The following is a 26623-nucleotide window of genomic DNA, read 5'->3' on the forward strand; positions in this document are numbered from 1 at the left end:
ATGGATGACAGACCCTTGGGAATTTTTGATTCCGGTCTCGGCGGCCTGACAGTGGCGCGGGCTTTGCGCGAGGTGATGCCGGGCGAGTCCCTGATTTATCTGGGTGACACGGCCCGGGTGCCGTATGGCAACAAATCGAGCGAAACCATCATCCGGTACTCGCGGGAAAACTCGCGGTTTCTTCTTTCGCGGGACGTTAAGGCTGTTGTGGTCGCCTGCAACACCGCATCGGCCTATGCCCTCGAAACCCTGCGCGTTGAATTGAAAACGCCGGTTTTCGGGGTGATTGAGGCGGGTGTGGAGGCAGCGCTCAAAGCCACAAAAAACAACCGTGTGGGCATCATGGGGACATCGGGCACGATCCGCAGCTCCGCCTATCAGGACGCCCTCAAGGCCAAAAGGCCTGACATCCAACTGGTGGCAGAAGCAACCCCGCTGCTGGTCCCGTTGATCGAGGAGGATTGGCTGGATCATGCCGCAACCCGCTCGATTCTGGAGGAATATCTTTGGAAATTCCGCAGGGCGGGGGTGGACACGCTGGTATTGGCCTGCACCCATTACCCTCTGCTCAAGCCCACGCTGCTGGATATGCTTGGCCCCTCGGTTGAACTGGTGGATTCAGCGCGTACCTGCGCGGATTATGTGAGGCGCGAGCTGGAGCAGTCTGGCAGTTTGAGTGCGCAACCGGGCGGGGCCGGGATGGAGGTTTATCTGACAGACCAACCGGCGCAGTTTACGCGCCTGGCAGAACGCTTTCTCAAGCAAAAGCTCGAGCATGTCGAGGTGATCTCAGTGGATGGAACGCATTTTTAGCGCGGACGCGTTAAAAATGGATGGACGCGAATACCGCGTCCCATCAATTGCACTTGTATTCCCATGTAACCTTGTGTTTTTCGCAGGCAAACACAAACCCCCTATCATCCCCCTTTTCAGGGGGATGGAGGCAGCTTGCATGAGAGTTCCAAGTTATTGGTTTCAATCAAATATCTTCCTCGTCGGGCGGGTGCTCAATCGGAATGAATTCCACCGGTTTGTTCAAGACAAGGGGCTCCACCACGGCCTTTTCTTTTTCTGCGGCGCGCATGAAAAATTCCTGGGCTCGAAAATGGTGCTGTCCCTTGCCGACGGCGATGCGTACATGGCTGCCATCAGGCAGGATACGGCGGGACTTCTGGTTGTCCTTCCAGTAGCTGTGGATGACATTATCGACAAGATGTTGTTTGAGTTTGGGGTCTTCAACCGGGAAAACCACTTCAACCCGGCGCCGCAGGTTGCGTGACATCCAGTCCGCGCTGCCCAGATAAATTTCGTACTGGCCGTCGTTTTCAAAGTAGAAAATCCGGCTGTGTTCGAGGTATTGGTCCACAATGCTGCGCACCTCGATGTTTTCGCTCACTCCGGGCAGGCCGGGGCGCAGGCAGCAGATGCCGCGCACCAGAAGCTCTATTTTGACGCCGGCCGTGGAGGCATCGTAGAGCAGGGTGATGATTTCCGGTTCGGCGAGGGAATTGATCTTGGCGAAAATCCGGCCTGGCCTGCCCGCGCGGGCATGGGCGATTTCCCTTTCGATCAGTTCGCGGAATCTTTCCTTCATGTTGAAAGGCGCAACGATGAGTTTTTTGGACCCGCGGTAGTCTGACATTCCTGTGAGGGCGTTGAACAGCGTGGCGACGTCGTTGGTGATTTCCTCCTGGGTCGTCAGCAGGCCGAGGTCCGAGTAGAGCCTGGCTGTGCGTGAATGATAATTGCCGGTGCCGAGGTGGACGTAATGCCTGATTTTATCGGCATCACGCCGCACGATAAAGAGCAGCTTGCAATGGGTTTTCAGGCCGACAAGCCCATAGACGACATGGCAGCCGGCGTCCTCCATGCGCCGCGCCCAGGCGATGTTGTTTGCCTCGTCGAAGCGCGCCTTGAGTTCCACCATGACGGTGACTTGTTTGCCGTTGTTTGCGGCGCGGATGAGGGCTTTGACGATAGGGGAGTCGCCGCTGGTGCGGTAAAGCGTCATTTTGATCGCAAGGACCGTTGGGTCCGCGGCCGCTGTTTCAAGAAATTCCACAATCGATGAAAAATTGTGGTAGGGATGATGCAGCAGCACGTCCTGATGGCGTATAATCTCGAAAATATCCGTTTCCGATTGCAACAGAGGGGCAATGGCTGGAGTGAAGGGCTTGTATTTGAGCCCGGCTAGGCCCTCGCTCTCGGTCAACGGCATAAGGCGTAGCAAGTTGAGAGGCTCATCGACCAAATAGAGGTCTTCCTGCTGGAGCTTGAATTTTTGCAGGAGAAAAGATTGGACGACGGGAGGGCATTTCTTTTCCAGCTCAAGGCGGACCGCGTTGCCCCGGTTGCGCTTGCGGAGTTCCTCCTCAATGCTACGCAGCAGGTTTTGGGCTTCTTCCTCGTCGATGTAGAGGTCGCTGTTGCGTGTCACGCGGAACGCGTAAGCCCCCAGCACGTTGACCCCGGGAAACAGGCTTTGCGCGAATCCCTCGATCACCGCGCTTAGAAAAATGAAGTCGCGGCTCTTCTCGGAACGGGGAGGCAGGCTGATGAGACGGTTGAGCACGCGCGGTACCTGTACGATGGCATGGCGTGTTTCGCCCTCCATATCCGGCTTTTCGAGCATGACGATAATATTAAGGCTTTTGTTGAGGAGTTGCGGAAAGGGGTGGCTGGGATCAATCGCCAAGGGGGTCAGGACGGGGTAGATTTCACTGATGAAATATTCCTCGATCCATTTCTTTTCAGATGCTGTCAGTTCCTGGAGGTTGTGAAAATGGATGTCATTTTTGGCGAGATCGGGCAGCAGTTCTTCCTTCCAGAGAAGATACTGGTCCCGGACCATCCGGCTGACGCGCTGGTGAATGGAGGAAAAGGCATCGACTGCGTTAAGCCCATCCGGTCCTGCATCGCTGCTTTTGTTTTCAATTTGTTGCTTGATTCCGGCGACGCGGATTTCAAAGAATTCGTCCAGGTTGGAACTGGCAATGCAAAGAAACTTGACCCGTTCCAATAGCGGGTTGCCCGGGTCCTGGGATTCCTCCAGAACACGCTGGTTGAACTCAAGCCAGTTGAGTTCGCGGTTTAGAAAATGTTCCGGAGCGTAGATTCCAAGTTTGTGCGGCACACAGCCAAGCATAGCAAATTCGCGGGCTATATTAAGATTAATTTTTGGAATTTTCCCGCTTTGTGCGCAAAGGCTCAAAATAGCCCGCGCTGAAGCTCACAAAGGATTGATCCCGCCCTTCATACCAAAGGTGTTGAGACATTCTGACCGCTTTCATTTGAAAGTTCCGCAGCAGCAGGGCGAGCACCCCTGTTCCATCAAAATAAAAGCAGTTTTGCAGGGCTGCTAGATGGAGGACGAACTGGTCCAGGCAGTCGCTTCGGCAGAGCCGCCAAAGTTCATCCTCCCATTTTTCCACGGCGTGTTGGACAGGGGAGAGGGCTGCGAAGGGATGTCCAAAACGGGGGCCGACGTGGCATCCGTCGATGCTGGCAATAAGGGCGCTTTTCCCGGAGGCTTGTTCCGCAATGGCCCGTGCCACAGCCTCTCCGAAGCGTGTGATTTCATGCCCCTTTTCCGGAAGGCTCCCGCTTTGCATGCTGTCCATAAGCCCGCCCATTAAAATCGGCACGATCTGGAAATTTTGCTCCGGGAAGAACAAGTCCCGGATGGCCTGCAGCCAGATGACCACATATTCGATGGAATGTTCCCGGCGGAATGACACGGGAGCGCGGCTGATTTTAAAACCGCAATGATCCTGGATGCTTTCCAATATGCCGTCATCTGACAATACGCTGCCGAGTGGCGTCAGGTAGTCGCAGCGGCAGGCGCTGAATTCATGCGGGCAGTTATGGCCGACGCCGAGGATGTAAAAGGTGTCCGGAAATTTTTTGAGGCGCAAAAGCCGCGCATAAGCTTTGGCGTACAAATCCAGGTTTACCCTGAAGTCGATATGCGGTACAATAAGTGTTTCCGGGCTCTTTCCGTTTGAACGCGTTTTGGCGCCGGCGTGGACTGTTAGCAGCTCGTGAAATTGTTTAAGGAGTTTTTTGGGGACAGCGGGGTAGGAGAGGCCGGCAAACGCGCTCTGGATGGTCTGGGATTTCACTAAAATCTTTCAGTGAATTCAACGGCCAGTTGGCGGTAGCTGTGGGCTCCGATGCCGCCCGGATCATATTGCAACACAGGCTGGCCAAAACTGGGCGACTCGCCGACCCGGACGGAACGCGGGATGATGGCTTGAAAGACTTTCTCGGACAGGTGGCTCTGCAGCTCGGTCATGACCTGCTGGCTCAGCCGCGTCCGCGCATCGTACATCGTCAGAAGGACGCCCACCAACTGCAGCCCCGGATTGATGCCCTGTGTCTGCATTCGCTTCATCAGGTCCAGAATTTTGCTGATGCCTTCCAGCGCGAAAAACTCGCATTGGACGGGAACCAAAAGCCCGTCGGCTGCGGCAAGGGCGCTGGTCATGAGAATCCCGAGTGACGGCGGACAATCCATGATGAGGTAGCGGAAACTTTGATCCTTGCGCAGGGGTTCTAGTACCTCACGGAGTTTATGGAGGGGATTTTCCAGACGTGCGATTTCCACCTCGCAGCCTGCGAGGTCGATTTCGGATGGAATGATGGAAAGCCCCGGGTAAGCGGTCGGGCGGATTTGCTGGTGGACGGCGCATGAGCCGATCAGTGCGGGGTAAATGCTGCCGCCGGGTACCTGTGCAAAGCCCACCCCGCTGGTGGCGTTGGCCTGGGGGTCGAGATCGAGCAAAAGGGTCGGGTGGCCTGCTTCAGCCAGGGCGGCGGACAGGTTGACTGCGGTTGTTGTTTTCCCAACGCCGCCCTTTTGGTTGGCGATCGCAATGATCTTCATGCAGGAGAGAGAGAAAAGGAAGCATCCCGAAAAGTCGAGAGAGGAATTCGGGCCCCGGTGATAATTCAAGGTTATGGCTTTTTTTGAAACCTTTTTGGGGAGCTGGGGTTGATCTATTTAATGGGTGGTTTGATTGTGGAAAAGTCTGCCTGGCTGATTCCAAGTCTTGACAACGTCAACACGTGCAATAATTTTAAAGGCTTTCATTGCTATGATTAACGTTGTTGATCTTCACAAAAATTATGCGGGACTTAAAGCTGTACGAGGCATCAGCTTTCATGTGAACAAGGGCGAGATTGTCGGCTTTCTGGGGCCGAACGGCGCCGGTAAAAGCACCACCATGCGTATTTTGACCGGCTATTTGCCCGCCAGTTCGGGCGAGGTCAAGATTTCAGGCCATGACCTGCTCAATGATTCCCTGGAAGTGCGCCGCAAGGTCGGTTATATGCCTGAAAATGTTCCCTTGTACCCGGACATGCGTGTGGCTGATTTTTTGGAGTACCGCGCCGAGTTGAAGGGGATCCGTGGCCGCAACGTCAAGACGAGGGTGGGGAATGTGATGGATCGATGCGGGATACAGGATGCGGCCCGGAAGTTGATCGGCAATTTATCCAAAGGGTACCGCCAACGCGTGGGTTTGGCGGATGCGCTGGTGCATGACCCGGAACTGTTGATTTTGGATGAACCGACGTCCGGCCTGGATCCCAACCAGATCCGCACGGTACGCGAATTGATCAAGGAACTGGGAAAACAACACACGATATTGCTTTCCACCCATATTCTTCCGGAGGTGGAAATGGTTTGTGATCGCGCGATCATCATCAACAAGGGAAAGATTGAGGCGTCCGACACCCTGGCCAACCTCTCGAAGCTTGTGCATGGCGGCGCGCTTTTTGTGGAGGTAAAAACCGCAAAGCCGGAGGATTTTGCGAAGAAAGCCCGTGAGATTCCGGAAATTTCATCGGTGCAGGAAACGGGATCGAAGGACGGGTGGGTCTCGTTTGAGTGCAGCGCCCGTCCCGGGCAGGACGCGCGGGAAGCCGTGGACCAGTTGATCAAAAAAGAAAATCTCCCTCTGCGCGAATTCCGCCGGGGCAAGGCGACCCTGGAAGATGTTTTTGTGGAACTGACACAGGACTGATTTTTAAACCCGATAGATATAATTTTATGACCGGAGCTTTTTGGACCCTGTTGAAGCGTGAACTCGGAGCCGTGCTGAGTTTGCCGCTGGCGTATGTCATTTACATGATTTTTTATTTTGTCATCGGTTTCTCCTTTTTGTTTTGCACCATGAAGATGGCGGAAGGCGTTTTGGGCATCACGGTGATGCAGATCTTCTTCATGTTCTTTTATTATTGGTTTGTGGTCATCCTGCTCATTCCCATCCTGACCATGCGGCTTTTTTCCGAGGAATACCGTTCGGGGACTTTTGAACTGCTCATGACCGCGCCTGTGACAGAATGGGATGTGGTGCTTGCCAAATTTTTCGGTGTGGCCATTTTCTGGGTTTTGCTTTGGCTCCCGACCCTGTCCTACGTTTTTATCTACCAATGGCTGACCCAATACCAGACTTATGTGGATTGGGGCGCGCTGATCTTGAGCTACGGAATGACATTCCTGCTGGGATGGTTTTACATTTCGATCGGCCTTTTTGCCTCCTCGCTGGCGCGCAATCAAATTGTGGCGGCATTTACCTCCTTTGCCGTCATTGCCTTGATTTTTTTCTCCGGCTTCATGGCCTTTACGAAGTTTGGGCGCGAGTATGAGGAGCAGGTGGGGCTTGTTTCCGCGATCAAGCACATGCAGGTTTTTGGCACCGGCACCTTTGACAGCCGGCCGGTCGTCCTTTACCTCAGCGGAACGATGCTTTTCCTATTTCTGACCTACATGATTTTGTCCTATCGCAAACTGAAGTCCTGACGCTCCCGAAAAATTAGGCACCCATTTTTATGACGGCGAAACCTCAAAGCAAACTGCAATGGAAACTGAACCTGGCGATCAGCCTGTTCCTGATCCTGGTCCTTTTTGTCGCGGCCAACGGCCTGAGCTACAAACATTTTTACCGCAAGAACATCGCCATCTCGAATTACAACAAGCTGAGCGGAATGACCCTCAATCTGCTCAAGCAATTGCCGGGCGAGGTGAAGCTGGTCAATTTCGCAAGCCCGCAGTCGCAAACGGATCTGGCCGCCTATCTGCTATACAACGATGTGGATGCCTTGATCACGGAATACCGCTACAACGGCCACAACAAGGTCAGGGTTGAGAAAGTCGATCCGTTTGTGGATGTTGAAAACGCCCGCAGCATGGAGCTGAAGTACAAACTGACCGAGGACGACAATGTCGTGATTGTGGAGTACAACGGACAGTGGAAGGCGTTGAGCTACCGGGACCTGGCAACGATTGACAGTTCCCAGGCGATGATGGGAGGGGCGCCTCCAAAAGTTGAGGCCTTCAAAGGCGAGCAGCAAATTACATCCGCCATCCAGGCGCTCGTACAGGGCAAAAAATCCAGGGTTTATTTTCTCAGCGGACATGGGGAGTACGACATCAAATCGGACCTGCGCAGCAAGGAGGGCTATTCCACATTGCGCGCCTACATCGAGCGCCAGAATGCGGATGTTGAAAAGTTGAATCTTGTGGAGACCGGGCAGATTCCGAACGATGCGGATCTCCTGGTGGTTGCCGGTCCGCGCAGCAAATACAACCCGTTGGAAGTGGATTTGCTGGACAAATACCTGCAGCAACAGGGCGGAGGCAAGGGCGCAAGGCTCATCCTCATGCTGGATCCGGACACTGACACGGGATTGGAGAATTTATTGAAGGACTACGGGGTACAGTTCCAGAATGACATGGTGATGGCCAAAATCATGCTGCCGGGGCAGGTCAAGGTGCTGCCGCAGGCCATCGGCACGAAGTTTGCCGCCCATCCGGCCATTGACTGGATGCGAAAATCCGGAGGCAACCTGAGCATGGGCCCCGCCCGGTCTTTGTCGGTACAGCCTGCCGACAAGTCGAAAAATTCGACTCTTACCATGCTGGTGCAAACTCCCGAGGCGTTTTGGGGCGAGATGGATTACAAGGCGGGGGCTGCGGAATACAATCCGGGCAGGGATCTGGCGGGGCCGCTGCCTGTCGCCGTGGCAGTGGACACGGCCAGCGTTTCCGGCGGACAGGTGCAGTTGAAAGGGGACAAGATTGTCGCCATCGGAAGCGGTTCCCTGCTCATGAACCAGTTGATCGGACAGCCGCAGGTGGATTTTTTCATCAATATCATGAATTGGATGCTTGAAGGTGGCAAACCGCTGGGGATAGCACCCAAGGCGCCGCAGGAATTTACCGTGAATATCAGTCCAAGGGATATATGGACTTTGGCGGGGATCCTTCTGCTTTTCCCGGTTTTTGCGGGCTTGCTTGCGGTGGGGCTTTGGTTCCAGCGCCGTAATTAAACTTTTTTGGGCCGTTTTACGGCGGATTATTTAAATGAAAACGCGCACAACCCTCATTCTTGCCGTCATCACCATTTCCATACTGGCTTTCATCCAGTTTTATGACAACAAAATGCCGGGCACGATCGAACGGGAAAGCCGGATACGCAAGCTCATGGTTCTTGAGGCCGATCAAATCCGGAATATCGAGCTGACCACTTCCGAAGGTTCCTTTGTATTCGCGAAAACTCCCGGGAGCGAGTGGCAGATCGAATCGCCCGTCAAATATCCCGCCAATGGAGGTCTGATTGGTTCCCTTGCGTCAGAACTGGAATTCCAGGAGCGCCGGGCAACTCTTGACCCAAAACAGATGGGGGATTTGGACAAGGCCCTGGAGCAATTCGGCCTGAAGCAGCCACGGATACAGATCAAAGTGCGCACGGCGCAGGATACCTATCAACTCATGATCGGACGTGAAACGGTCCGCAAAGGCGCGGTCTATGGAAAGATTGTGCACGGGAAGGCGCAGGAGTACATCATTCTGGAACAAAGTCTGGAGACCCTGCTTCAAAAAACACTGGATCAATGGCGCAGCCCGAAGGTTTTCGATTTTGTTTCCTCGGGTGTCACGGGAATGGTGCTGCATCAGGACACAAAGGAAGTCGATTTGGAGAAGGACTCCTCGGTCTGGAAGCTGTTGAAGCCGCTTTCGACACCGGCTGACATCGATCAGGTCAACAGTTTCCTGGGCAATTTGCTGGGGATTCAGGCGGTCAAATTTCTGACGGACAACCCCGCCGATTATGCGAACTACGGGCTTAATTCTCCGTATCTGGTTTTCGATGTCAAGCTGGGCCAGGATACCCAGAGTCTTCGGATTGGGAAAACAGAGGCCAACGGCGCAGTCCAGTATTACGGGCAGCTCATTTCCCGGCCCGCGGTCTTTGCAGTTGAAAAGCCGACAGTGGATTTAATTTCCGCACTGTTGGAGAAAACGCGCGATTGCCGGATTGTAAAGCGGATCCACCCCGGGCAAGTGCAGGGGATCAAATTTGAGAAGGGCAAGTTTTCCATTGAAATCGCGCGCGGTGAAGCTCCAGGGGTTTCATGGATATTGCCGCAGGAGGGCGGCCTGGATATCGACAGCGCAGTTGTGAATGATCTTCTGGCCCGGGTTCAAAATGCGCGCGCCGCCAATTTTTTGCCCGCCAGTGATGAGAACCGCAAGAAGCTGGACTTGCTGAAACCTGCGGGGAAATTGACAATTGAATTGAAAAACGACGACAACAAGGACGGGGTTCAATCGTTCACGCTCGTTTTTTCAGCGGATAAAAGCGGTGAATCCGCAGTCGAGAGCCAGTTCCGCGATGATTTGGTCACGATTCCATCGGCTGTGTGGGTGGGGGTTCCGGATCAGATCCCGTCGTGGCTGGCTAAAATGCTGATCATTGCAAAGGAGCCTGAGATTACAGCACTGAATTGGAAGCGGGGCGCGGATTCATTTGCGGTATCCCGCGAGCCCGGCAAAGACTGGCCCGCTGAAGCGCAGGGCGGGAAAATCGACCCGCTGTTTCTTAAGGGCCAGATCCGCCTGCTGGCCGGTCTTAAAACGCAGGGCTGGAAACTTGTTTCGGGCAATGAATTTGCGCAGCCGGCCGCCGTGCTTTCCATTACTGCCGGCAAACAACAAAAGACGCTGGAATTGGCGGGTGATGCCAGAATCAATCAATACACGGCCAGATTTGCAGGTTCCAAATATTCTTTTTTGATCGATAGATCGGATTATCTGGCGCTCAGCCTGTTTCCGGCCCAAAACGCGGCCAGCCCGGATTTGTCCGTGCCGCCGCCGCCCTCGACCAGCCCTAAAAAATAATCCTTTCCACAGCAGGCTGCATAGAACCCAGCGTGCCGCTTTCTGCCATTGCGCCACAACGCCAAAGGGCCGATCATCAAAATGTATATGAAATATGCAGGCTAGGGCTGGCATTTCATGGCGGCTTGTCTAAAGATATTCAAATGGCTTCACCGGAACCCACAGCCTCAAGCAAGCATCGCCTGCGTCCCACAACCTATTCGGTTGCGGTGTACGTTGTTGCCCTGTTCCTGCTTTTTGAGCTTGTCGCGCTCGGGCTTGTCTTTTGGTTCAGGCAGTCCGTCCGGATCGAAACCAACGCGCCGGAGCTGGGCCAATCGACGCCGACTTTGAGCCTCGCCGCGCCGGTGCTGGAATCCGTGCCGAATCTTCCAAAGCCTGACAGCGGAAGATTGAGCGTGGCGGGACGTGACGAAAAAATTGAGCGGGAAATCCAGCGCCTGAACGATGAGGCCCAGAGATTTCGCCGGAATGGGGATTTTGCGCTGGCGGATGCGGCCTTGAAGCAGGCAATGGAACTCGATGGCAATCATCCGCAGACCCTGGCCAATTTTGCGATGTTGGAGGAAGCAAGAGGCAACAGCAGCCGCGCGCTTGCCTATTGGACGGCCATCATCAAGTTGGGGGACAGCGCGGGAAAGACCATACAACTTGCCCGGGAGCGGGCTTCGCTCATCGAGGAAAAGACCCGCCTGGAGGAAGAGGCCCGTTTGCGTGAAAAACTGGTTTTGAATCTCAAACGGATGATCATTTTGGACAATGTCAAAACCTATCCGGATCCCCTGCCGGAAACACCTGTGGAAATCCAGAAGGACTTTTATCTCAAGCGCAGCAACAAAACTTTGAAAGTAGATCCGGGCAAACTCAAAATACAACTTTTTTTCTACAACCGGGTGGGGGACAACAAGCTGGTGCCGGCGAAAATCGAAGCCAGATTTTTAAGCAATCCGCCGGACTGGAGCTCCGGAGATACGGAGATCCTGCGGGCCCGTTATTTTCCCATGCCGAAGGGCGGGGCGGAAAAGAGCTTTTATTACGGGTACTTGATCCGCGTTTATTACGACGGAGAACTCCAGGATGAACAGGCCGACCCGCTCGGGCTGTTGCGCCTCTTCCCGACGGGGACTTAAGCCGGGATGCCTCAGGTTTAAGCAAGCGCTTCTTCAAGAGCGCCGAACCGTGCTTTTGATAAATCAACATCCGGGGCCTGAACATGGGCTCTTTGCAGCAAGGTGTTGAGGGTGACTTCTCCGATCCCGATGGCTTCTATGCCAATGACACCGCCGTCGAGATCCAAGTCAACGGTGATTACGCCGGACTTGTCGCAATTAACCTCCTGCGTTTTGGCAAACTTGCGGGAGCCGTCAAATTTCACATATAGAGGAGTAAGCCCCAAAAATGACATTATCTTTTCCCCTGCAAAGTTTTCAGAATTGGCTTGGGGTGCATGGGAGTCACCGGGACAAGCCCTTTATCGGCAAACGCAACAGACAGTTGCACGGGCTCAATGTCCAGAATGTGCGCGTCTGAGGTGACAAGCATGGGCAATCCTTTTAGTGAGGTTTCAGCCAGAATCATGCCGTCATTGACTTCTGTTTCCGGGAGCAAGCAGCGGTCACGCAAAAGGCGGGAGAATCTTTCAGCGTAGCCATGTTGAACCGGCTCCAGATCGAACGGCTGGATTTTCCACGCAAGCAGGTTTGAAAGAGCCTTAATCGCAAGCAGTTTCTTTTTGGGATCACTTCCAGCTTCTGCAATAAAAGTCAGCTCTTGAACGGCTGTAGGCGGAAGCCAGAGCGAATAGTTGCGCTCAACGCAAACTTCCCTGAAATCGTGTGCAACGGGGAATCCCTCCGCAAGATCGAGCGGAAGATTAGCGTCCAGTGCGAGCCGCTTGCTTACTGCTTCCGCCATAAATCAGAGCCATACCCTTGTTAAACAGCTCAGCCCTTTTTGAGTCGGTCAGGCCGTTGCATTTACTGCGGGCTTCAGCGGCAAGCTTGGAGCCGATGGTTTCCTTGGGATATTCCCTACGGACTGTGCGTGTTTTTGGCATGGTGGCTTTTCGTGCTATCGGATGGCAGAACAAATTCCGCGCATCCTGTTTTTAAAAAGTAAGCCAGTTGCCGCCCCCGGTCAAGGGTTCCGATGCCGGGATAAGTGGCACCCAGAATGCCCCCTTATCCGTCAAGATTGACTTGGCAGCCGGGCTGGCCATTCTGGAGCCCATGCAGGCCATGATTTGCGAGAAGTGTAACCATGCTGTATGTAAGCAAAAATGAAAAATTGGGCGAGAATTCGCAATTTACCCTGTAAAAACAGTGCGGAGTCGACGGGGCTCGAACCCGCAACCCCCGCCGTGACAGGGCGGTGCTCTGACCAATTGAGCTACGACTCCTCGATAAGAGAGCCAGATTTTATAAACGTCAAATGAGTGCGGCGCAAGTGTTTTATCAATGCCAGCGTTGCGGCAATTGTTGCCGCTGGCCCGGCCATGTCAAATTGATCCCGGAGGATGTCGAGCGCCTGGCCGCCTTTTTGCTGTTGAGCGTGCCTGAATTCACCCGCCTGCACACCGGGTTGCATCCGCAGCGTACTTGCCTCATCCTAAAAACCCGTGAAAATGGCGAATGCATATTTCTGGAAGGCCTCAACACCTGCCTTGTCAACGCCGCAAAACCGCAGCAATGCTCGGATTTTCCGAACAAATGGAATTACCCCGGCTGGCGCGATCATTGCGAGGCCATTCCGCTTGAAAAGGAGGGCGCATGCTGAGGCATTATGATTGCCTGATTCTGGGCAGCGGGATTGCGGGGCTGACTTTGGCGTTGAAGGTCGCCGACCACGGCCGTGTCGCCGTGATCACAAAAAAGAGCCGCGCGGAATCCAACACCAACTACGCCCAGGGCGGAATTGCCTGCGTCACGTCGAAAGAAGACAGTTTTGAGCTGCATGTGCGCGATACGCTGGATGCCGGCGCCGGTCTTTGCCGGGAAAACGTGGTCCGCTCCTATGTGGCCGACGGCCCGCCGCGGATTCAGGAATTGATCGATATCGGTGTGCGCTTCACGGAACGGCCCGACAGCAAAATCGGCGAACTGGATCTTGGAAAAGAAGGCGGGCACAGCAAGCGGCGCGTCTTGCATTCGGAGGACATGACCGGGAAGGAGGTGGAGAGAGGCCTGTTGCATGCGGTTGAAAGCCACCCGAACATTTCCATTTTCGAAAACTTTGTCGCCATCGATCTGATCCTATCGGACAAGGCCGGACTGCCCGGGCCTTCGCGCTGTGTCGGGGTGTATGCCTTGGACAATGCCGCCAAGCGGATCGACGTTTTCAGCGCGAAAGTCGTTGTGATGGCCACCGGCGGCTGTGGCAAGTGCTATTTATATACGACGAACCCGGACATCGCGACCGGCGACGGGGTGGCCATGGCTTACCGCGCGGGCGTCCCCGTTGCGAATATGGAATTCATCCAGTTTCATCCCACCTGCCTGTTTCATCCGTTTTCCAGGTCGTTTTTGATTTCGGAAGCCCTGCGGGGCGAGGGGGCCGCATTGGTGGACGCCAATGGGCTGGAATTCGCGTCCAAATACGATCCGCGCGGTTCGCTGGCGCCGCGCGATATCGTGGCCCGGGCGATCGACGCGGAAATGAAAAAGACCGGGGCCGCCTGCGTCTATCTGGACATCACATCCAAGAGCGGGGACTTTTTGCGCAAACGCTTCCCGAATATTTTTTCCTATTGTGAAAGCCTTGGGATCGACATGACGAAACAGCCGATTCCCGTGGTGCCCGCGGCCCATTATCAATGCGGAGGCGTGGTGACCAGTCCGTCCGGGGCCACGGCTCTGCCCGGATTGTATGCCCTCGGAGAAGTGGCCTGCACCGGATTGCATGGGGCCAATCGACTGGCCAGCAATTCCCTGCTCGAAGCCTTGGTGGTGGCGCATCGGAGTGCGAAGGAGATCGCCGAAAAATTGCCGGGACTGAACACAGCGGATCTGTTGCCCGAATGGCAGGAGGGGGATGCCCATGATCCGGACGAAATGGTCGTGGTTTCGCACAACTGGAAGGAAATCCGCCAGATCATGTGGGATTATGTGGGCATTGTGAGGACCGACAAACGGCTGCAACGGGCGGAAAACCGCCTGAACATTTTACTGAGGGAGATCCATGAATATTACTGGAACTTCAAGGTCACGAGCGATTTGTTGGAACTGCGCAATCTCGCTTTGGTTTCATGGATCATCGTCCAGTCGGCGTTGAAACGGAAGGAAAGCCGCGGGCTGCATTACACCTTGAATTATCCGGGCCTCCTGCCGCTTGCGAAGGACACCGTTATTCAGAAAACGCCGGAATAACGAGGCATCGAGCATAACAGAATCCGGTTTAATAGACGTTTGGAAAACAAATGAAATCACTACATCCAGCAATGTTCTTTTGGATTATTATTTGCTTATTGGTGGCGCATTCGGCAGCGCAGACACAGACTGTGGATAAAGACGAGGTTTATGGCGTGAAAAGCACGTCGAATATCTCTGTACGAATCACTGGCGGCGGAGTGCGGCATCCCGGAATATATTTTATCAAAACAGGTGCTACGCTTCATGATTTGATAGCTAACGATAAGGCTGTATGGCTAAAGAGCTCCAACGGTACATTTCGAATTTCTCGTTGCGTCAAAGGTGAGAAAGTCACCCTCAAGATTGATTACCATCAATGGGACATAAAATTGCTTGATGGTGACGATATTTATGCGCCAGATATGCGAATGGAAAATACGCCGAACAAGATCGTTGACCCAACTCGATAAAGCTCGCGGGTCATGACGGAGCAACATTCCTCTGGCATTGAGACGATGCCAGAACCCGTAGGCGTCACGCCCGCGGTACGGGCCGGGGGCTTCAGCGCCCGCCGGATTTGTAGAGCGCGGCGTCGAGGACGGACCACAGGTGAATGATCCAGCCGAGAAAAAAATGCCAGAGGATGCCGGCAAGCACGAATTGCACGATGGCCAGCAAAAGCCTGCCTTGCAGTAGCTGTCCCAACCCCGGAATAAAAAAACTGCACAATGCGGCGATGACATTGCCCGCGCTACCTTGACCTTGTGCCATAGTCTTTATCTTATTCCATTGGTTTGCATATTTCATGCTTATTTTTGACGCTGGAGCATAATGGATATATGCAGGCACTGCAAAACCGCCTCAAAATAAGACAGTTCCAATTCAAAAAAGTTCTCACTCAGGCGTTTTTTCTTTTAACCCGGATGTGGCCGTATCCCAATTTTCCACCCGGTCCTTTGGCAGGACACGCTGCAGGGCTTTTCAGTGGCGGGTGAGGCATCCGGGTTAGGGCAGCAAATTCTTGAGGAACCCTTCAACGCCCGGCTTCTTTTCGGTATCCGCCGGTTTGTTGTCGGGCGTGTTCTGGGGCTGGAGGTTCGGCTGGGTTTGGTCGCCGGCTGCTTTTGTGAGGGTCACTTTGGGATCGTCGGTTGTCCCGGTCACGGTGATGGGCATCTTGATATTGGCGCGCGAGGAAGCATCAGCCGGCTGGGTGTTGTCACTCTTTTTAGCGCCGAACAATCCGGTCAGAGCAGACGCGACTTCGGTGACTTGCAGCAGCCCCGGAGCGAAGTCCACGGTGCCTTCCAGGTTGAGCGACTTGTCAAAACCGTAGGGGCCTTTCATGAAAATCGAGAGGTTGGGAGAAATCACATCGAGCGGCTGCAGGTCGATCTTTTGATCGCTGATGTTGAATGTGGAATGGATCTCCTGAAATTTGCCCTCGCGCAGGGCCGAAACCCCGGCAATGGCGCCGAGGACGCTGGCCAGCTCATGGTAGGATTTTAATTTTCCGATCTCAGGCTCGGTGATTTTCAGGTTGCCGTTGCCGGTGAGATCTTTTGCGGCGCTGAGGAATCCCTTGCCCTGGAAATCCAGCAGGAGTTTGCCCTTCATGGTGTCAGGCGGGTTGCCGAGGTCCACCAACAGGTCGCTGACGCTCACGCCGGCGAGATTCAATTTGACATCGAAGAAACCAAGGCTCAGATCGAGTCCGGCCTCGCCCGCCAGGGCGCCTTGATAGGCCGAGGCCACAACTTTGCTCAAGCGCAACTTGTTGGCTTCGAACACAACCGGTGTCCGGAAATCGCTTACCTTGAATCCCGGAGTCACGGTGGCTTGTTTTACGTCGAGATTGCCGCGGGCTGTTTGTTCCTGGCCCCGTTTTTCATAAGAGGCCTGCAGGCCGGCATTTTCCGCCTTGAAAAGAACGCTGCCATCAGCGGCGAAAATGGTGACTTGCGCGCCTGTGATTGAAATATCCGGAAGCGAAATATTGCTTGTCTTGGCGGTTTCAGAAGGGCTGGGTTTACCGGAATCGGAGGGGGCTGTTGCTGCGGGCGCTTTTTCAGGCAGGGGCAGATAAAAACCGCCGGCTTGGCGCTGGTGCAGAATCAACACCGGTTTGTCGATCCGGATTTTGCGGATGGTGAGCGGGTCTTTAAAGGCCGAAAGCCAGTCGATGTCGGCATGAACGCCTCCGATACTGATGAAATTTTCCTTGGCGTAGGGTTCCGGATTGGGGATCTGGAGATTGTTCACCCCGATGCCGAACAGTCCGATTTGTACGGAATCGAGGCTGACACGAAGCCCGGTGGCTTGGTTGACCTGGGCCGAGACCACCTGTTTGAATTCGGGGCTGTTCAGATAGCGCGATCCGAAGAACGCGCCGGCTCCGATCAGGAAGATGGCAAGGAGGGTGAGAATGCCGAGAACGATGATTATTTTTTTCAGCATAACAATGGAATCTTACAGGGGATTTGATATTTTGCCAGTGACAATTTCTTATGAATGCACAGCCCATCCGATGCCTTGCAACGGGCTCCGTTCCGGCCACTCTCGATGAGGCCGGCCGATTTTTTGAAGACATGGCAGGGTCTGAATTGGTCCAGCACTGGCTTCCGGAGCCTGAACCCTTCTGCCGCCCCGGGCAGGTTTGGATTTGCCGGAGTGATTCGCACTTCGGAGTTTATGCCGTGTTGCAGGATGAGGACATTTCGAACAGCGCGCGGGAGGAGAATTCGAGGACTTGGGAAACGGGGGACACGTTTGAAATCTTTCTACGGCCGTTGCCGGGCTTGAGATATTTTGAATTTCATGTGACACCCGAAAATCAGAAGCTCCAGATGGCGTTTGAGAGTGAGGATTTCTTTCGACAACGGGTGGCATCCGGCCTGGGCAAGGATGACAATTGGCTGGCCGGTGTTGGATTGCCGGCAGGGTCGTTTTCTTCCGAAACGCAGGTGGAAGCACCCGGAAAAATCTGGCGGGTTTGGGCGCGGATCCCGCTGGCTTTGTTCGGGAGCGCTGCTGGTTTTGGTGCCGACCGGGAGTGGCTGGCAAGCTTTTGCCGTTATGATTACACTCGCGGGCGGGAGAAGCCGGTGTTATCGTCCACGTCGCCGTACCCCAGAAAATATTTTCACGACAACACGAGTTGGCGGAAATTGCTGTTTGACTAACCCGGATGCCTCATGACCGATTGCCACGAAAAAACCGAGAAAAAACATTCCTGCTGTTGCGGGTCTGCCCAACAGCCGACCCCTGAAGATTGCTGTGGCACTCCTGCGCCCCGGATTACAAAGGCCTATTACTGCCCCATGTGCCCGGGCGTGGAGTCCGATCTTCCGGGAATCTGCCCGGTTTGCGGAATGGCCCTGGAGCGCGCGCCCGCGGCGCTTGTTGGAGCGGAAGAGGACTCGGAATTGAAGAATATGACACAGCGGTTTTGGATCGCGCTGCTGCTGTCTGTTCCTGTGGTTTTATTGGACATGGGATCGCACATCCCGATGCTGGCGGGTTTTTCAACGAGAGCTTCGCTTTGGATCCAACTCGTATTGAGTACACCGGTCGTATTTTGGGCCGGCTGGCCGTTTTTTGAGCGCGGCTTTCGCTCGGTTCTTCAACGCCGGTTGAACATGTTCACACTGATTTCGCTGGGGACCGGCACGGCGTATTTTTTCAGCCTGGCGTCGATGTTTCTCGGAGCGTATTTGCCGCACTCATTTCGTCATGACGGCATGGCGCCGGTTTATTTTGAGGCCGCGGCGGTGATCACGGTTCTTGTTTTACTGGGCCAGATACTGGAGTTGCGCGCCCGGGCGGCAACCGGCGCCGCGATCCGGAGCTTGCTGGGCTTGGCGCCAAAGGAAGCGCACCGCTTGCGGGACGGAGTGGAACTGGACGTTCCGCTGGATCAGGTGCAGGCGGGGGATGTGTTAAGGGTCAAGCCGGGTGAAAAAGTGCCTGTGGACGGAATAATCCTTGAAGGCGCAAGCGCGCTCGATGAGTCCATGCTCACCGGCGAGTCCATGCCGGCGCCCAAGGAATCCGGCGGGCGGGTGATGGCCGGGACCCTCAACGGGAATGGAAGTTTTTTGATGCGCTCGGAAAAGGTGGGCGCCGAAACGTTGCTGGCCCGTATCGTGCAGATGGTATCGCAGGCGCAGCGGAGCCGCGCGCCGATCCAGCGTGTTGCCGATAGCGTGGCGGCCTGGTTTGTTCCGGCTGTTGTCGGAGTGGCGGCGCTGACGTTTATTTGCTGGGCTTTGTTAGGCCCGCAACCCGCCCTGGCCTACGGACTGGTCAATGCCGTTGCGGTCTTGATCATTGCCTGCCCGTGCGCATTGGGGCTGGCGACCCCGATGTCGGTCATGGTGGCGGTGGGGCGCGGCGCCGGGATGGGTGTGTTGGTCAAGGACGCGGCCGCATTGGAGGTTTTGGGCAAAGTCGATACTCTGGTGATTGACAAGACCGGGACCCTGACCGAAGGGCGACCGGCGGTGTCAAAACTGATTGCGGTGAACGGAAACACCCAGGAACGCCTGTTGCAGTTGGCGGCTTCACTTGAGAGGTACAGCGAGCATCCGCTTGCCGGGGCCGTGTTGCGGGCCGCAGAGGAAAAACATCTGGAGTTACTGGCGGTGGATGAGTTTGCGGCGGTTCCGGGTTGCGGGGTGAAAGGCAAGATTGCGGGCCGCGCCGTGAGCGCTGGAAGCGATGCATGGCTTTTACAGGAGGGTGTTCGCGGTTTGCAGGCGCTCAATTTGGAGGCTGAGCCTTTTCATGCCAAGGGGTTCATGGTCATTCGTGTGGCGGTCGATGGAACGGCTGCCGGGCTGCTTGTTTTATCCGACCCGCTCAAGGCGGGCGCGCCGGAAGCGATTGCCGCGTTGCATTGCATGGGTTTGAAGATTGTTATGTTGACCGGCGACAACGCGCAGACCGCGCGGCGGATCGCCGAAAAACTAGGGATCGACGACGTTCATGCGGAGTTGATGCCGCGGGACAAATTCGAGCGTGTGGTTGCATTGAAGCAGGAGGGGAAACGCGTGGCGATGGCGGGGGACGGCATCAATGACGCGCCGGCGCTGGCGGCGGCGGATGTCGGGATCGCGATGGGCACGGGAACCGACGTGGCGATGCACAGCGCGGGGATCACGCTGGTCAAAGGAAATTTACTGGGAATTGTGCATGCGATCACGTTAAGCCGCGCCACGATGTGGAACATCCGGCAGAATTTATTTTTTGCGTTTATTTACAACGGACTCGGAGTGCCCGTTGCGGCGGGTGTGCTGTATCCGTTTTGGGGTGTGTTATTGCATCCGGTCTTTGCAAGTGCTGCCATGGCCTGCAGTTCTGTCTCGCTCATTGTCAATGCCCTGAGGCTCCGAAATGTCAGGCTTGAATAGGCATTTTTAACCTGCATATTTCATGCTCATTTCAACATTCAACCTGTTGGCTTTATTAAGCAACAACGGATAGACACATGCTGGGCATATGCAGGTTATTGCAAAACCGCCTCAAAATAAGGCAGTTCCAATTCAAGAAAATTCCAATTCAGGCGGTTTTGCTTGTAACCCGGATGTCGCCGCACCCCTGTTCCTGCCACACTTTGGAGGAGGACACTTTGAAGAGGTTTTCAGAAACGGATGAAACATCCGGGTTAATGCGGACGCATTAAAAATGGAGGAATATGGCAGATTTATAGTTTTAGGTTTGGCCGACTTTTCTTTGCGGCATTATCCATCCAGGCATGTGCGGATTGTTTGCAGCAATTGGCTTGAGGGACAGGGTTTTTGCACAAAGTATTCGTTTTTGCGCAATTCCAAGGCCTGGCCGGCGATCTCGATGCTGTAGCCGCTGGTAAAGATGATTTTCAGATCCGGACGGTCTTCCCGCACCCTTCGGGCGAGTTCCTGGCCGCCCACTCCACCTGGCATTACCAGATCGGTCAGGACGAGCGCGACCCGGCGCAGGTGTTGAGGCCAGAGAGTCAGCGCTTCCGCGCCGGAGGGGGATTCTACAACGGAATAACCGTTCAGTTCCAGAAGCGCCCGCGTCAATGCGCGAACCGAGGCATCGTCCTCAACGAGCAGGATGGTTTCTGTTCCCCGGTGTGGTTTGGGATTGGCTTCTTTGTCTTTGGTGGGCGCCCCTGGGGAAGTCGCCGCGCATGCAGGCAGAAAGATTCGAAAGCATGTTCCTTGCTCCGGCTTGCTCTCGACTTGAATCCAGCCCTTGTGCTGTTTGACGATGCCAAACACTGTTGCCAAACCGAGCCCGGTGCCCTTACCCGGCTCCTTTGTGGTGAAAAAGGGTTCGAAGATTTTTAGCAAAATATCGGGCGGAATCCCTGTGCCGGTGTCGGCCACACTCAGACACACATAGTGTCCCGGTGAGGCCTCCGGGTGAAGGCGGGCGAGATCTGCATTCACCTTTTTTATGCTGGTTTCAATGCGCAAGCTTCCCCCCATCGACATGGCGTCGCGGGCGTTGACTGCCAGATTCATCAATACCTGCTCGATCATTCCCGCATCGGCGTGGATCATCAGGGCTGTGGGGTTAAGTTGCAGATGTATCTGAATATCGTCGCCGATGATTCGGTCCAGCATCTTGGAAAGGCTGGTGACAACTTCATTCAGGTCCAGATCCAGCGGCTGCATCACTTGTTTGCGGCTGAAAAGGAGCAACTGGCGCGTGAGATTGCTGCCGCGCTCGGCGGCAAGACGGATTTGCTGCAACTCATCGCGTGCTTTTTGCGGTATGCGCTCGTCCATTTCTGTGATCTGGGCCTGCAGCATCACGACGGCAAGGATGTTGTTGAAATCGTGCGCCACCCCGCCGGCGAGCTGGCCGATGGCGTCCATCTTTTGCGATTGCCGCAATTGTTGTTCCAAGGCCAGGCGTTCGGTCATGTCCCAGTTGATTCCCACCATCCGCAACGGGCGTCCATCCTTGGAGCGGATCGTCTGGGCAACGCCACGGACAAAGCGCGTGGATCCGTCCTTCAAGCGCACGTGGAATTCTGATGAGAATTCCCTCTCGCCGCGCAATGCCGTCTCGACATCGGATGTAACGCGGGCGAAGTCCTCCGGGGCCAGGCACTTGGACCATGCTTCGTAGGCGCCACTGAATTCATCCTTGCTGACTCCGTAGAGTTGATACATCGAATCATCCCAAAGCAACTGGTTTTTTTCCACATCCCAATCCCAGATGGCAAGGTTTGCCGTTCGGATGGCGAGTTGCAGGCGGTCTTCGCTTGTTCGCAGCCGGTTTTCACTTTCCTCCAGTTGGGATTCACGCCGCTTGCGTGTCTCCACTTCGTTCAACAAATCATCAAAGGATTTCTTGAGTTGTTCCGCCATGTTGTTGAAGGCTTTCGCAAGCGTGTCCAACTCTTCCAGACGGCTGCCGGGTACCCGTTGGGCCAGATCCCCTTGTGTCAGGGCCTGGGTAGCCAGTGAAATGAGTCGAAGCCGGCCTGTTACAAGCGCGGCAATGACAGCGGCCATTGCCAAGGACAGCAGCAGAGCTATCGCGAAAATCATGGCAGAGCGGCTATTGCCCTCCCTTATGCCAGCCAGATAGAAGGATTCCGGCATCAAAGTCAGTACGACCCAATCCGCGTGTCCGCCCTGCCGGTCCTCATAGGCGGTGGCGCATGCCAACCAAGTCTCTCGCGACAGCGGTTTTTCAGTGATGTGATCAAACCGGAACTGGATGCCCGCCTTGAGCTGTTCGGAGCTGGCAGGCGTTTTGATAAAAGTGGCGGCGGCCTCGGCGGCTACAGCGTCGCCGTTTTCGGCGGAAGAGGCTATCGTATGTCCTGAGTTGTCGATGATTAAAGCGAGACCATGCTTCGAAAGCGGCAAGCCTTGGAGGAGGCTGCGGATACCGGTTGTATTCACAATATTGGACGGCTGGTGAGCCAGATACTCGTCCAATTGAAGATTGATGTTGTCCGATATTTCCTGATGAAGTCGCACGACAAGTTTGTTCGCATCCTCCTCCGCACTTCGTAATGTGACATAAGCGGTTGTGCCGACCATCAGGAGCATGAGTCCGATAAAGGGTGCAAGGATAACCATGCGGATTGGCCAGCCCTCGGTCATGGTGAGGGCTTCGGGACGTGTCTTGCCACCACCAGCTTCCCAGATCCATTCTCTGGAGCCTAAGCGCCGTTCGTTTACATGTCCTGGAATTTCAGCCCAAAACATCCCGATCTTCCGTGCCAGGGGCAATGCCGCGAGCATTGCAAACGGGGCCATGATCCAGGTGATGCTTGTGGTAAAGAACAGGGCCGGTGTGATGTTTCCGTAAGATATCACCGATGTAAACTTGCCTGCGCAAATATAGCCCCAGAGTACCGGCTCCATGCTCATAAAAAGGAAAACAAAAACCAGATAGATCCACCAAGTCCGTGCCTGCCGGAAGTCCGGATTCTTGCCGAAGAGTTGATAGGCGATCCAAAAACAGGAGGGATTAATGAAGTAGCCCGCCAACCAGTCCAGAAGGAACCCGGGCGGGACGCCTTCAATCAAATCGGAAAGTCCATAAGCAAACGGCACCGTGAGGAGAGCTGGATAGCCAAACAAGACGATGCAGAGAAAAACCATGAGGTCCTTCAGAGACTCAAAGGTTTGCGCGCCGGGTACCAGGATAATGAAAGAGCCAAGGTATCCGGACATGACGATCAAAATGAATGTGATGGGGATGCTCAGAACTGCCTTTGTGTCCCATGACTGCCGCTCCCGGCCCAATCCCCAGCGTCCGCCAGGCCTGAATGTGAATCCGCCAAAGGCAGCGATCGCGAGGGCGAATCCTATGAAATAGGCGAACCTGCCCCACACTTCCAGTATGGGTAACGGGAGGTCACGAAAAAGTATCTCAATCCAATTGATAAGGATATACACGCTTTTTCAAGGCCTCCTTAAATTTACCGCCGATTTTTTGATTGTAAAAAATCAGATGTTGGATGGATGTCCGACCCTGAGACAGTCAGGGTTGTAAAAACTGAAATACAACCGCCCATCTGTGAAGCATGAGAGGAAGAATCAGGAAAAGCAACGATAAGAAAATAGTCAATTGGAGCTATAAACCCGCGCCTTTGGCACTCATATATTAATCTGTGACTGAACCTTGTAATCTTGCGCCTTGACCGCTTATGCACTCCCGCTCGCGACGGATGTCGAAGTCCGTGGTTCGCCGACGAATGGGTACTTTAATCGGACAGTTGGCGCAGGACTTCGCGAATAACCGGCACCAGGTGCAGCAGGGATTCGCGGATCGACTTCGGGTTTCCCGGAAGATTCAGAATAAGGGATCGGCCGCGTGTGCCTGCGGTGGCGCGGGAAATAATGACCGTCGGCACCTTCTGGGAGGTGACCGAACGCATGGCTTCGCCAAATCCGGGCAATTCCTTTTCGATCACCATTTTGGTGGCTTCCGGTGTGATATCCTTGGATGAGGGGCCGGTTCCTCCCGCGGTCAGAATCAAACCGCAGTGGCCGTAATCGGCGAGGTAGCAGAGGAGGTTTTCAATCTCCACCTGATTGTTGGGCATGGTGTGGATTTCGAAATCAACCGGTTCCGGCCAGACTTCCTTGATCACGGCCTTGATTTCAGGGGTGCAGGGGTCTTCCTTGATGCCGCATAGGCTCCAATCCGGGTAGATGACACAACCGATTTTCATTTTATTTGAGATGCCGTTTGAATTTCAAGAGTCACGATTCGTTTGTCTTCCATGCCAGAAGCACAGGTTAATATCCGCAGGGTGGGCGGGATTGTCAAGATTGGCTGCGGAGGTAATCCAACCGTATTTTATCCGCAGATGAACGCAGTTTTTTAATATTTCTGAATTCAAACTTCTGCCCGCTCATTCGCGGCTATCTTGTGGTTAAAGCCTTGCTTTAACTCAGCGCCTCCGCGCCCCTGTTCGCGCACGGGACGAATCCGTCCTTTGGCGGACGCGAGAGGATCCTTCCTGCCTTCAATCCGCGGAAAACAGTGAAAAGCAAAAAAAGCAATAGCGCCAAGTTATTCCCAATGGGCTGATGGGGCAGCTTGACGCCCTCCCAGAAGGCTTTAAATTGGAAGAATGACTGGTTTTGATTCAACGACAGCCGTGCCGACGCAAGGGCATGAAATTCAACTTATGAACGGCGGGGGAAGGGTTGTGGCCATTACCTGGGTGAGGGAAGTCATCTCGTATTGCATGAACGGGTGCTACAAAGTGCGCGACAAGAACGGTGTGGTCCGGCTGATCACGCGGTCTGGCAGCGTCAATGACCGGGCGCTTTGGCGTTCCATTTTGCCTGAAGAAAATCTGATGCAGAGCCGATCCCTATCCACGGATCAGGTTTGAACGGGCTCGGCGCCTCTATTTGGCAATAATCTCCGGCTCGCAGCGCACCGGGAAATTTACCGAGTTTGCCACAAAACAAAGATGGTGCGCTTTCTCGTGGAGCGATTTTGCCAGGTCCGCCTTCGCGGCATCGGTAATGGTGACCCGGGGATGGAGCACGATTTCAGTAAAACGCCCTCCGCTTTCCTTGCTTTCGGTGAGGGTTCCCGTGGCCGTGTCTTCATAGCCTGTGACAATAATGCCCGCGACGGCGCAAAGGTGCAGATACCAAAGCATGTGGCAGGAAGACAGCGAGGAAACCAGTAAATCCTCGGGATTGTAACGCGTGGAATCACCGCGAAAAGCCGGGTCGGACGAGCCGGGGATGACGGGTTTGCCTTCCGCGCTGATTTCAAGGTTACGGGTATAGGCGGTGTAGCCCGAGGTGCCGGTGCCGAGGTTGCCCGTCCAAGTGGTCTTGACGGCGTAGGAATGGATTTTTTCAGTCATAGGGATTTAGCCTGTCGGCGGATTGGGTTGATTGCAAGTGATGCCGATTGAGTTGATAACAGGTTCAGGGTTGGGTTTCAAGGCGACAATGCCGGATCCTGATATTCCAACTTGATTTCCTTACTTTTATTCCTTACCCTTGCTTGATGAAAGCGCAGGTGACATCGAAAGGCCAAATTACCATTCCGAAGCCACTCCGGGAGCAGTTCGATATTGAATCTGGAACCGAGTTGGATTTTGTTGCCACCAGCGACGGTATCCGGTTGCGCAAGGTGGTGGATCGCAGCAAGGCGGCCAAGCAACTGGGTTGCCTGAAAAAGGAACTGGCCGGGCGCAGTGTGGCCGAGTGGATGAACGAATTGCGCGGCCCGGTTGAATTGCCCGCTAAAGTGAAACGGCCATGAACGCGGTTGCCGTGGACACGTCCATCCTGCTGGCCATTTTTAAAGGAGAACCGAAAGGCGGACAATGGCTGGAACGGTTGCACAAATCAGCCGAGACATCCACATTGCTTGTCTCGTCGGTCGTACTTGCGGAACTGCGTTCATTTTTCCCGCATGAGGCCGCCTGCAGCAATGCGCTGCGCGCATTGGAAATCCGGCATAGCGCATTGAGTGAGGATGCGGCGCTTCTCGCCGGAAAAATCTTTCGCCAGTACCGGTCCGAAGGCGGCCCGAGACGGACGATCTTGCCGGACTTTCTCGTGGCCGCCCATGCCGCGACCCAGGCGGGCGCATTGGCCACGGATGATCGCGGCTATCTGCGCAGTTATTTCCCGGCTCTGAAAATCCTCACGCTCAATTGACCGCTGGCCGGAAGTGGTGGCTGAATTTCTTTGAAAAACCTCCAGCGAAGTGCTTCACTGGCCCCAACAAAGCAGCAACATGCCGATGCCTTTATGTTGCTCAATAAAACTGTTTGATTAAAATAAAAACATATGAACCTTAACATTATTCGATTCTTGACAGCGTTTTTTATATTTGTCGTTTTATTTATTCCGACATTCTGTGTTCTCTACCTATTTGGTTGTGCTATCGCTGGAGGTATTGCCGGCATGCATCATCCTGCAAACTCGTATCAGGCTGGTGCTGACGCGGCAAAATACTTCGTTAAAACATTCGGATTAGTTCTTTTTATTATCAGCCTTCTATTTTCTATTCTGGTTGCTTACTTTGCTTCATTCTCCAACATTTTGCCTTGGTGCAGAAAAGAAAAATAATATCGAACCATGTCGTC

At 54.4% G+C, this 26623-nt stretch carries 25 protein-coding genes and 1 tRNA gene; 15 read left to right on the forward strand and 11 right to left on the reverse strand.

The annotated features are described in order from the left end of the window. Nucleotides 1-813 carry a glutamate racemase gene (gene murI / locus PHD76_02340; protein MDD5260663.1) on the forward strand — a complete coding sequence of 271 codons (813 nt, stop codon included), beginning with the start codon at nucleotides 1-3 and terminating at the stop codon, nucleotides 811-813. Nucleotides 814-979: 166 nt separating this feature from the next. On the opposite strand, the gene ppk1 is transcribed toward murI, so the two are convergent. The 3 genes from ppk1 to PHD76_02355 are packed head-to-tail and all read right to left on the reverse strand — an operon-like array spanning nucleotide 980 to nucleotide 4885. Continuing rightward, nucleotides 980-3133, reverse strand: coding sequence for a polyphosphate kinase 1 (gene ppk1 / locus PHD76_02345; GenBank protein ID MDD5260664.1), 2154 nt, complete (start codon nucleotides 3131-3133; stop codon nucleotides 980-982). 37 nt (nucleotides 3134-3170) lie between these two features. After that, nucleotides 3171-4121: an AmmeMemoRadiSam system protein B gene (gene amrB / locus PHD76_02350; protein ID MDD5260665.1), complete on the reverse strand. Its 951-nt coding sequence runs from the start codon at nucleotides 4119-4121 to the stop codon at nucleotides 3171-3173. Continuing rightward, nucleotides 4121-4885: a ParA family protein gene (locus PHD76_02355; protein MDD5260666.1), complete on the reverse strand. Its 765-nt coding sequence runs from the start codon at nucleotides 4883-4885 to the stop codon at nucleotides 4121-4123. The genes amrB and PHD76_02355 overlap by 1 nt, the downstream gene beginning before the upstream one ends. Nucleotides 4886-5096: 211 nt before the next feature. On the opposite strand from PHD76_02355, the gene PHD76_02360 reads away from it, so the two are divergent. The 5 genes from PHD76_02360 to PHD76_02380 all read left to right on the forward strand — a co-directional run bounded on the left by PHD76_02360 (nucleotide 5097) and on the right by PHD76_02380 (nucleotide 11316). Continuing rightward, nucleotides 5097-6026: an ATP-binding cassette domain-containing protein gene (locus PHD76_02360; GenBank protein ID MDD5260667.1), complete on the forward strand. Its 930-nt coding sequence runs from the start codon at nucleotides 5097-5099 to the stop codon at nucleotides 6024-6026. Between the two features lie 26 nt (nucleotides 6027-6052). Continuing rightward, nucleotides 6053-6805 carry an ABC transporter permease subunit gene (locus PHD76_02365; protein ID MDD5260668.1) on the forward strand — a complete coding sequence of 251 codons (753 nt, stop codon included), beginning with the start codon at nucleotides 6053-6055 and terminating at the stop codon, nucleotides 6803-6805. A 29-nt stretch (nucleotides 6806-6834) separates the two neighbouring features. Continuing rightward, a complete protein-coding gene (locus PHD76_02370) occupies nucleotides 6835-8334 on the forward strand; it encodes a GldG family protein (GenBank protein ID MDD5260669.1) in 1500 nt (499 codons plus the stop codon). 34 nt (nucleotides 8335-8368) lie between these two features. Then, complete coding sequence (locus PHD76_02375) at nucleotides 8369-10186, forward strand: DUF4340 domain-containing protein (protein MDD5260670.1); 1818 nt, start codon at nucleotides 8369-8371, stop codon at nucleotides 10184-10186. Nucleotides 10187-10329: 143 nt separating this feature from the next. Then, complete coding sequence (locus PHD76_02380; GenBank protein ID MDD5260671.1) at nucleotides 10330-11316, forward strand: hypothetical protein; 987 nt, start codon at nucleotides 10330-10332, stop codon at nucleotides 11314-11316. 17 nt (nucleotides 11317-11333) lie between these two features. Here the strand turns inward: PHD76_02380 and PHD76_02385 are convergent, their stop codons facing one another. The 3 genes from PHD76_02385 to PHD76_02395 form a co-directional block, all read right to left on the reverse strand. Further along, nucleotides 11334-11591, reverse strand: coding sequence for a hypothetical protein (locus PHD76_02385; GenBank protein ID MDD5260672.1), 258 nt, complete (start codon nucleotides 11589-11591; stop codon nucleotides 11334-11336). Next, nucleotides 11591-12100: a hypothetical protein gene (locus tag PHD76_02390; protein ID MDD5260673.1), complete on the reverse strand. Its 510-nt coding sequence runs from the start codon at nucleotides 12098-12100 to the stop codon at nucleotides 11591-11593. The genes PHD76_02385 and PHD76_02390 overlap by 1 nt, the downstream gene beginning before the upstream one ends. Nucleotides 12101-12510: 410 nt before the next feature. Then, nucleotides 12511-12584, reverse strand: a tRNA-Asp gene (locus PHD76_02395). 32 nt (nucleotides 12585-12616) lie between these two features. Between PHD76_02395 and PHD76_02400 the strand changes: the two genes are divergently transcribed. Genes PHD76_02400 through PHD76_02410 form a run of 3 tightly spaced genes read left to right on the forward strand, consistent with a single transcriptional unit; the run spans nucleotide 12617 to nucleotide 15002 of the window. Further along, entirely contained in the window at nucleotides 12617-12961 is a 345-nt protein-coding gene (locus tag PHD76_02400; GenBank protein ID MDD5260674.1) for a YkgJ family cysteine cluster protein, read from the forward strand. Further along, nucleotides 12955-14550, forward strand: coding sequence for an L-aspartate oxidase (gene nadB / locus PHD76_02405; protein ID MDD5260675.1), 1596 nt, complete (start codon nucleotides 12955-12957; stop codon nucleotides 14548-14550). Before PHD76_02400 ends, nadB begins: the two co-directional genes overlap by 7 nt. 50 nt (nucleotides 14551-14600) lie before the next feature. Continuing rightward, a complete protein-coding gene (locus PHD76_02410) occupies nucleotides 14601-15002 on the forward strand; it encodes a hypothetical protein (GenBank protein ID MDD5260676.1) in 402 nt (133 codons plus the stop codon). Nucleotides 15003-15093: 91 nt separating this feature from the next. Here the strand turns inward: PHD76_02410 and PHD76_02415 are convergent, their stop codons facing one another. After that, entirely contained in the window at nucleotides 15094-15303 is a 210-nt protein-coding gene (locus PHD76_02415; protein MDD5260677.1) for a hypothetical protein, read from the reverse strand. Nucleotides 15304-15537: 234 nt separating this feature from the next. Further along, complete coding sequence (locus PHD76_02420) at nucleotides 15538-16989, reverse strand: AsmA-like C-terminal region-containing protein (GenBank protein MDD5260678.1); 1452 nt, start codon at nucleotides 16987-16989, stop codon at nucleotides 15538-15540. Between the two features lie 50 nt (nucleotides 16990-17039). On the opposite strand from PHD76_02420, the gene PHD76_02425 reads away from it, so the two are divergent. Both PHD76_02425 and PHD76_02430 read left to right on the forward strand, forming a co-directional pair. Next, nucleotides 17040-17714 (forward strand): hypothetical protein, encoded by a 675-nt coding sequence (locus tag PHD76_02425; GenBank protein MDD5260679.1) that lies wholly within the window; start codon nucleotides 17040-17042, stop codon nucleotides 17712-17714. 12 nt (nucleotides 17715-17726) lie between these two features. Beyond that, the gene (locus tag PHD76_02430; GenBank protein ID MDD5260680.1) at nucleotides 17727-19943 is read left to right on the forward strand and encodes a copper-translocating P-type ATPase; all 2217 of its coding nucleotides are present in this window, start codon (nucleotides 17727-17729) and stop codon (nucleotides 19941-19943) included. A gap of 330 nt (nucleotides 19944-20273) precedes the next feature. Here the strand turns inward: PHD76_02430 and PHD76_02435 are convergent, their stop codons facing one another. Next, nucleotides 20274-23222 carry an ATP-binding protein gene (locus tag PHD76_02435; GenBank protein ID MDD5260681.1) on the reverse strand — a complete coding sequence of 983 codons (2949 nt, stop codon included), beginning with the start codon at nucleotides 23220-23222 and terminating at the stop codon, nucleotides 20274-20276. Nucleotides 23223-23755: 533 nt separating this feature from the next. Further along, a complete protein-coding gene (locus tag PHD76_02440) occupies nucleotides 23756-24226 on the reverse strand; it encodes a molybdopterin-binding protein (protein ID MDD5260682.1) in 471 nt (156 codons plus the stop codon). A gap of 405 nt (nucleotides 24227-24631) precedes the next feature. On the opposite strand from PHD76_02440, the gene PHD76_02445 reads away from it, so the two are divergent. Beyond that, entirely contained in the window at nucleotides 24632-24898 is a 267-nt protein-coding gene (locus PHD76_02445) for a hypothetical protein (GenBank protein ID MDD5260683.1), read from the forward strand. A gap of 15 nt (nucleotides 24899-24913) precedes the next feature. Here PHD76_02445 and PHD76_02450 read toward each other — a convergent pair whose 3' ends face one another. After that, a complete protein-coding gene (locus PHD76_02450) occupies nucleotides 24914-25387 on the reverse strand; it encodes an OsmC family protein (protein ID MDD5260684.1) in 474 nt (157 codons plus the stop codon). 158 nt (nucleotides 25388-25545) lie between these two features. Here PHD76_02450 and PHD76_02455 point away from each other — a divergent pair, with 158 nt between their 5' ends. From PHD76_02455 to PHD76_02465, 3 genes are all read left to right on the forward strand, one after another. Beyond that, the gene (locus PHD76_02455; GenBank protein MDD5260685.1) at nucleotides 25546-25791 is read left to right on the forward strand and encodes an AbrB/MazE/SpoVT family DNA-binding domain-containing protein; all 246 of its coding nucleotides are present in this window, start codon (nucleotides 25546-25548) and stop codon (nucleotides 25789-25791) included. After that, nucleotides 25788-26192, forward strand: coding sequence for a type II toxin-antitoxin system VapC family toxin (locus PHD76_02460; protein MDD5260686.1), 405 nt, complete (start codon nucleotides 25788-25790; stop codon nucleotides 26190-26192). Before PHD76_02455 ends, PHD76_02460 begins: the two co-directional genes overlap by 4 nt. 132 nt (nucleotides 26193-26324) lie before the next feature. Continuing rightward, on the forward strand, nucleotides 26325-26606 hold the full coding sequence (locus tag PHD76_02465; protein MDD5260687.1) for a hypothetical protein: 282 nt from the start codon (nucleotides 26325-26327) through the stop codon (nucleotides 26604-26606). Nucleotides 26607-26623 lie beyond the last annotated feature (17 nt).

It is taken from the genome of Candidatus Methylacidiphilales bacterium (assembly GCA_028713655.1).
Classification (GTDB): domain Bacteria; phylum Verrucomicrobiota; class Verrucomicrobiia; order Methylacidiphilales; family JAAUTS01; genus JAQTNW01.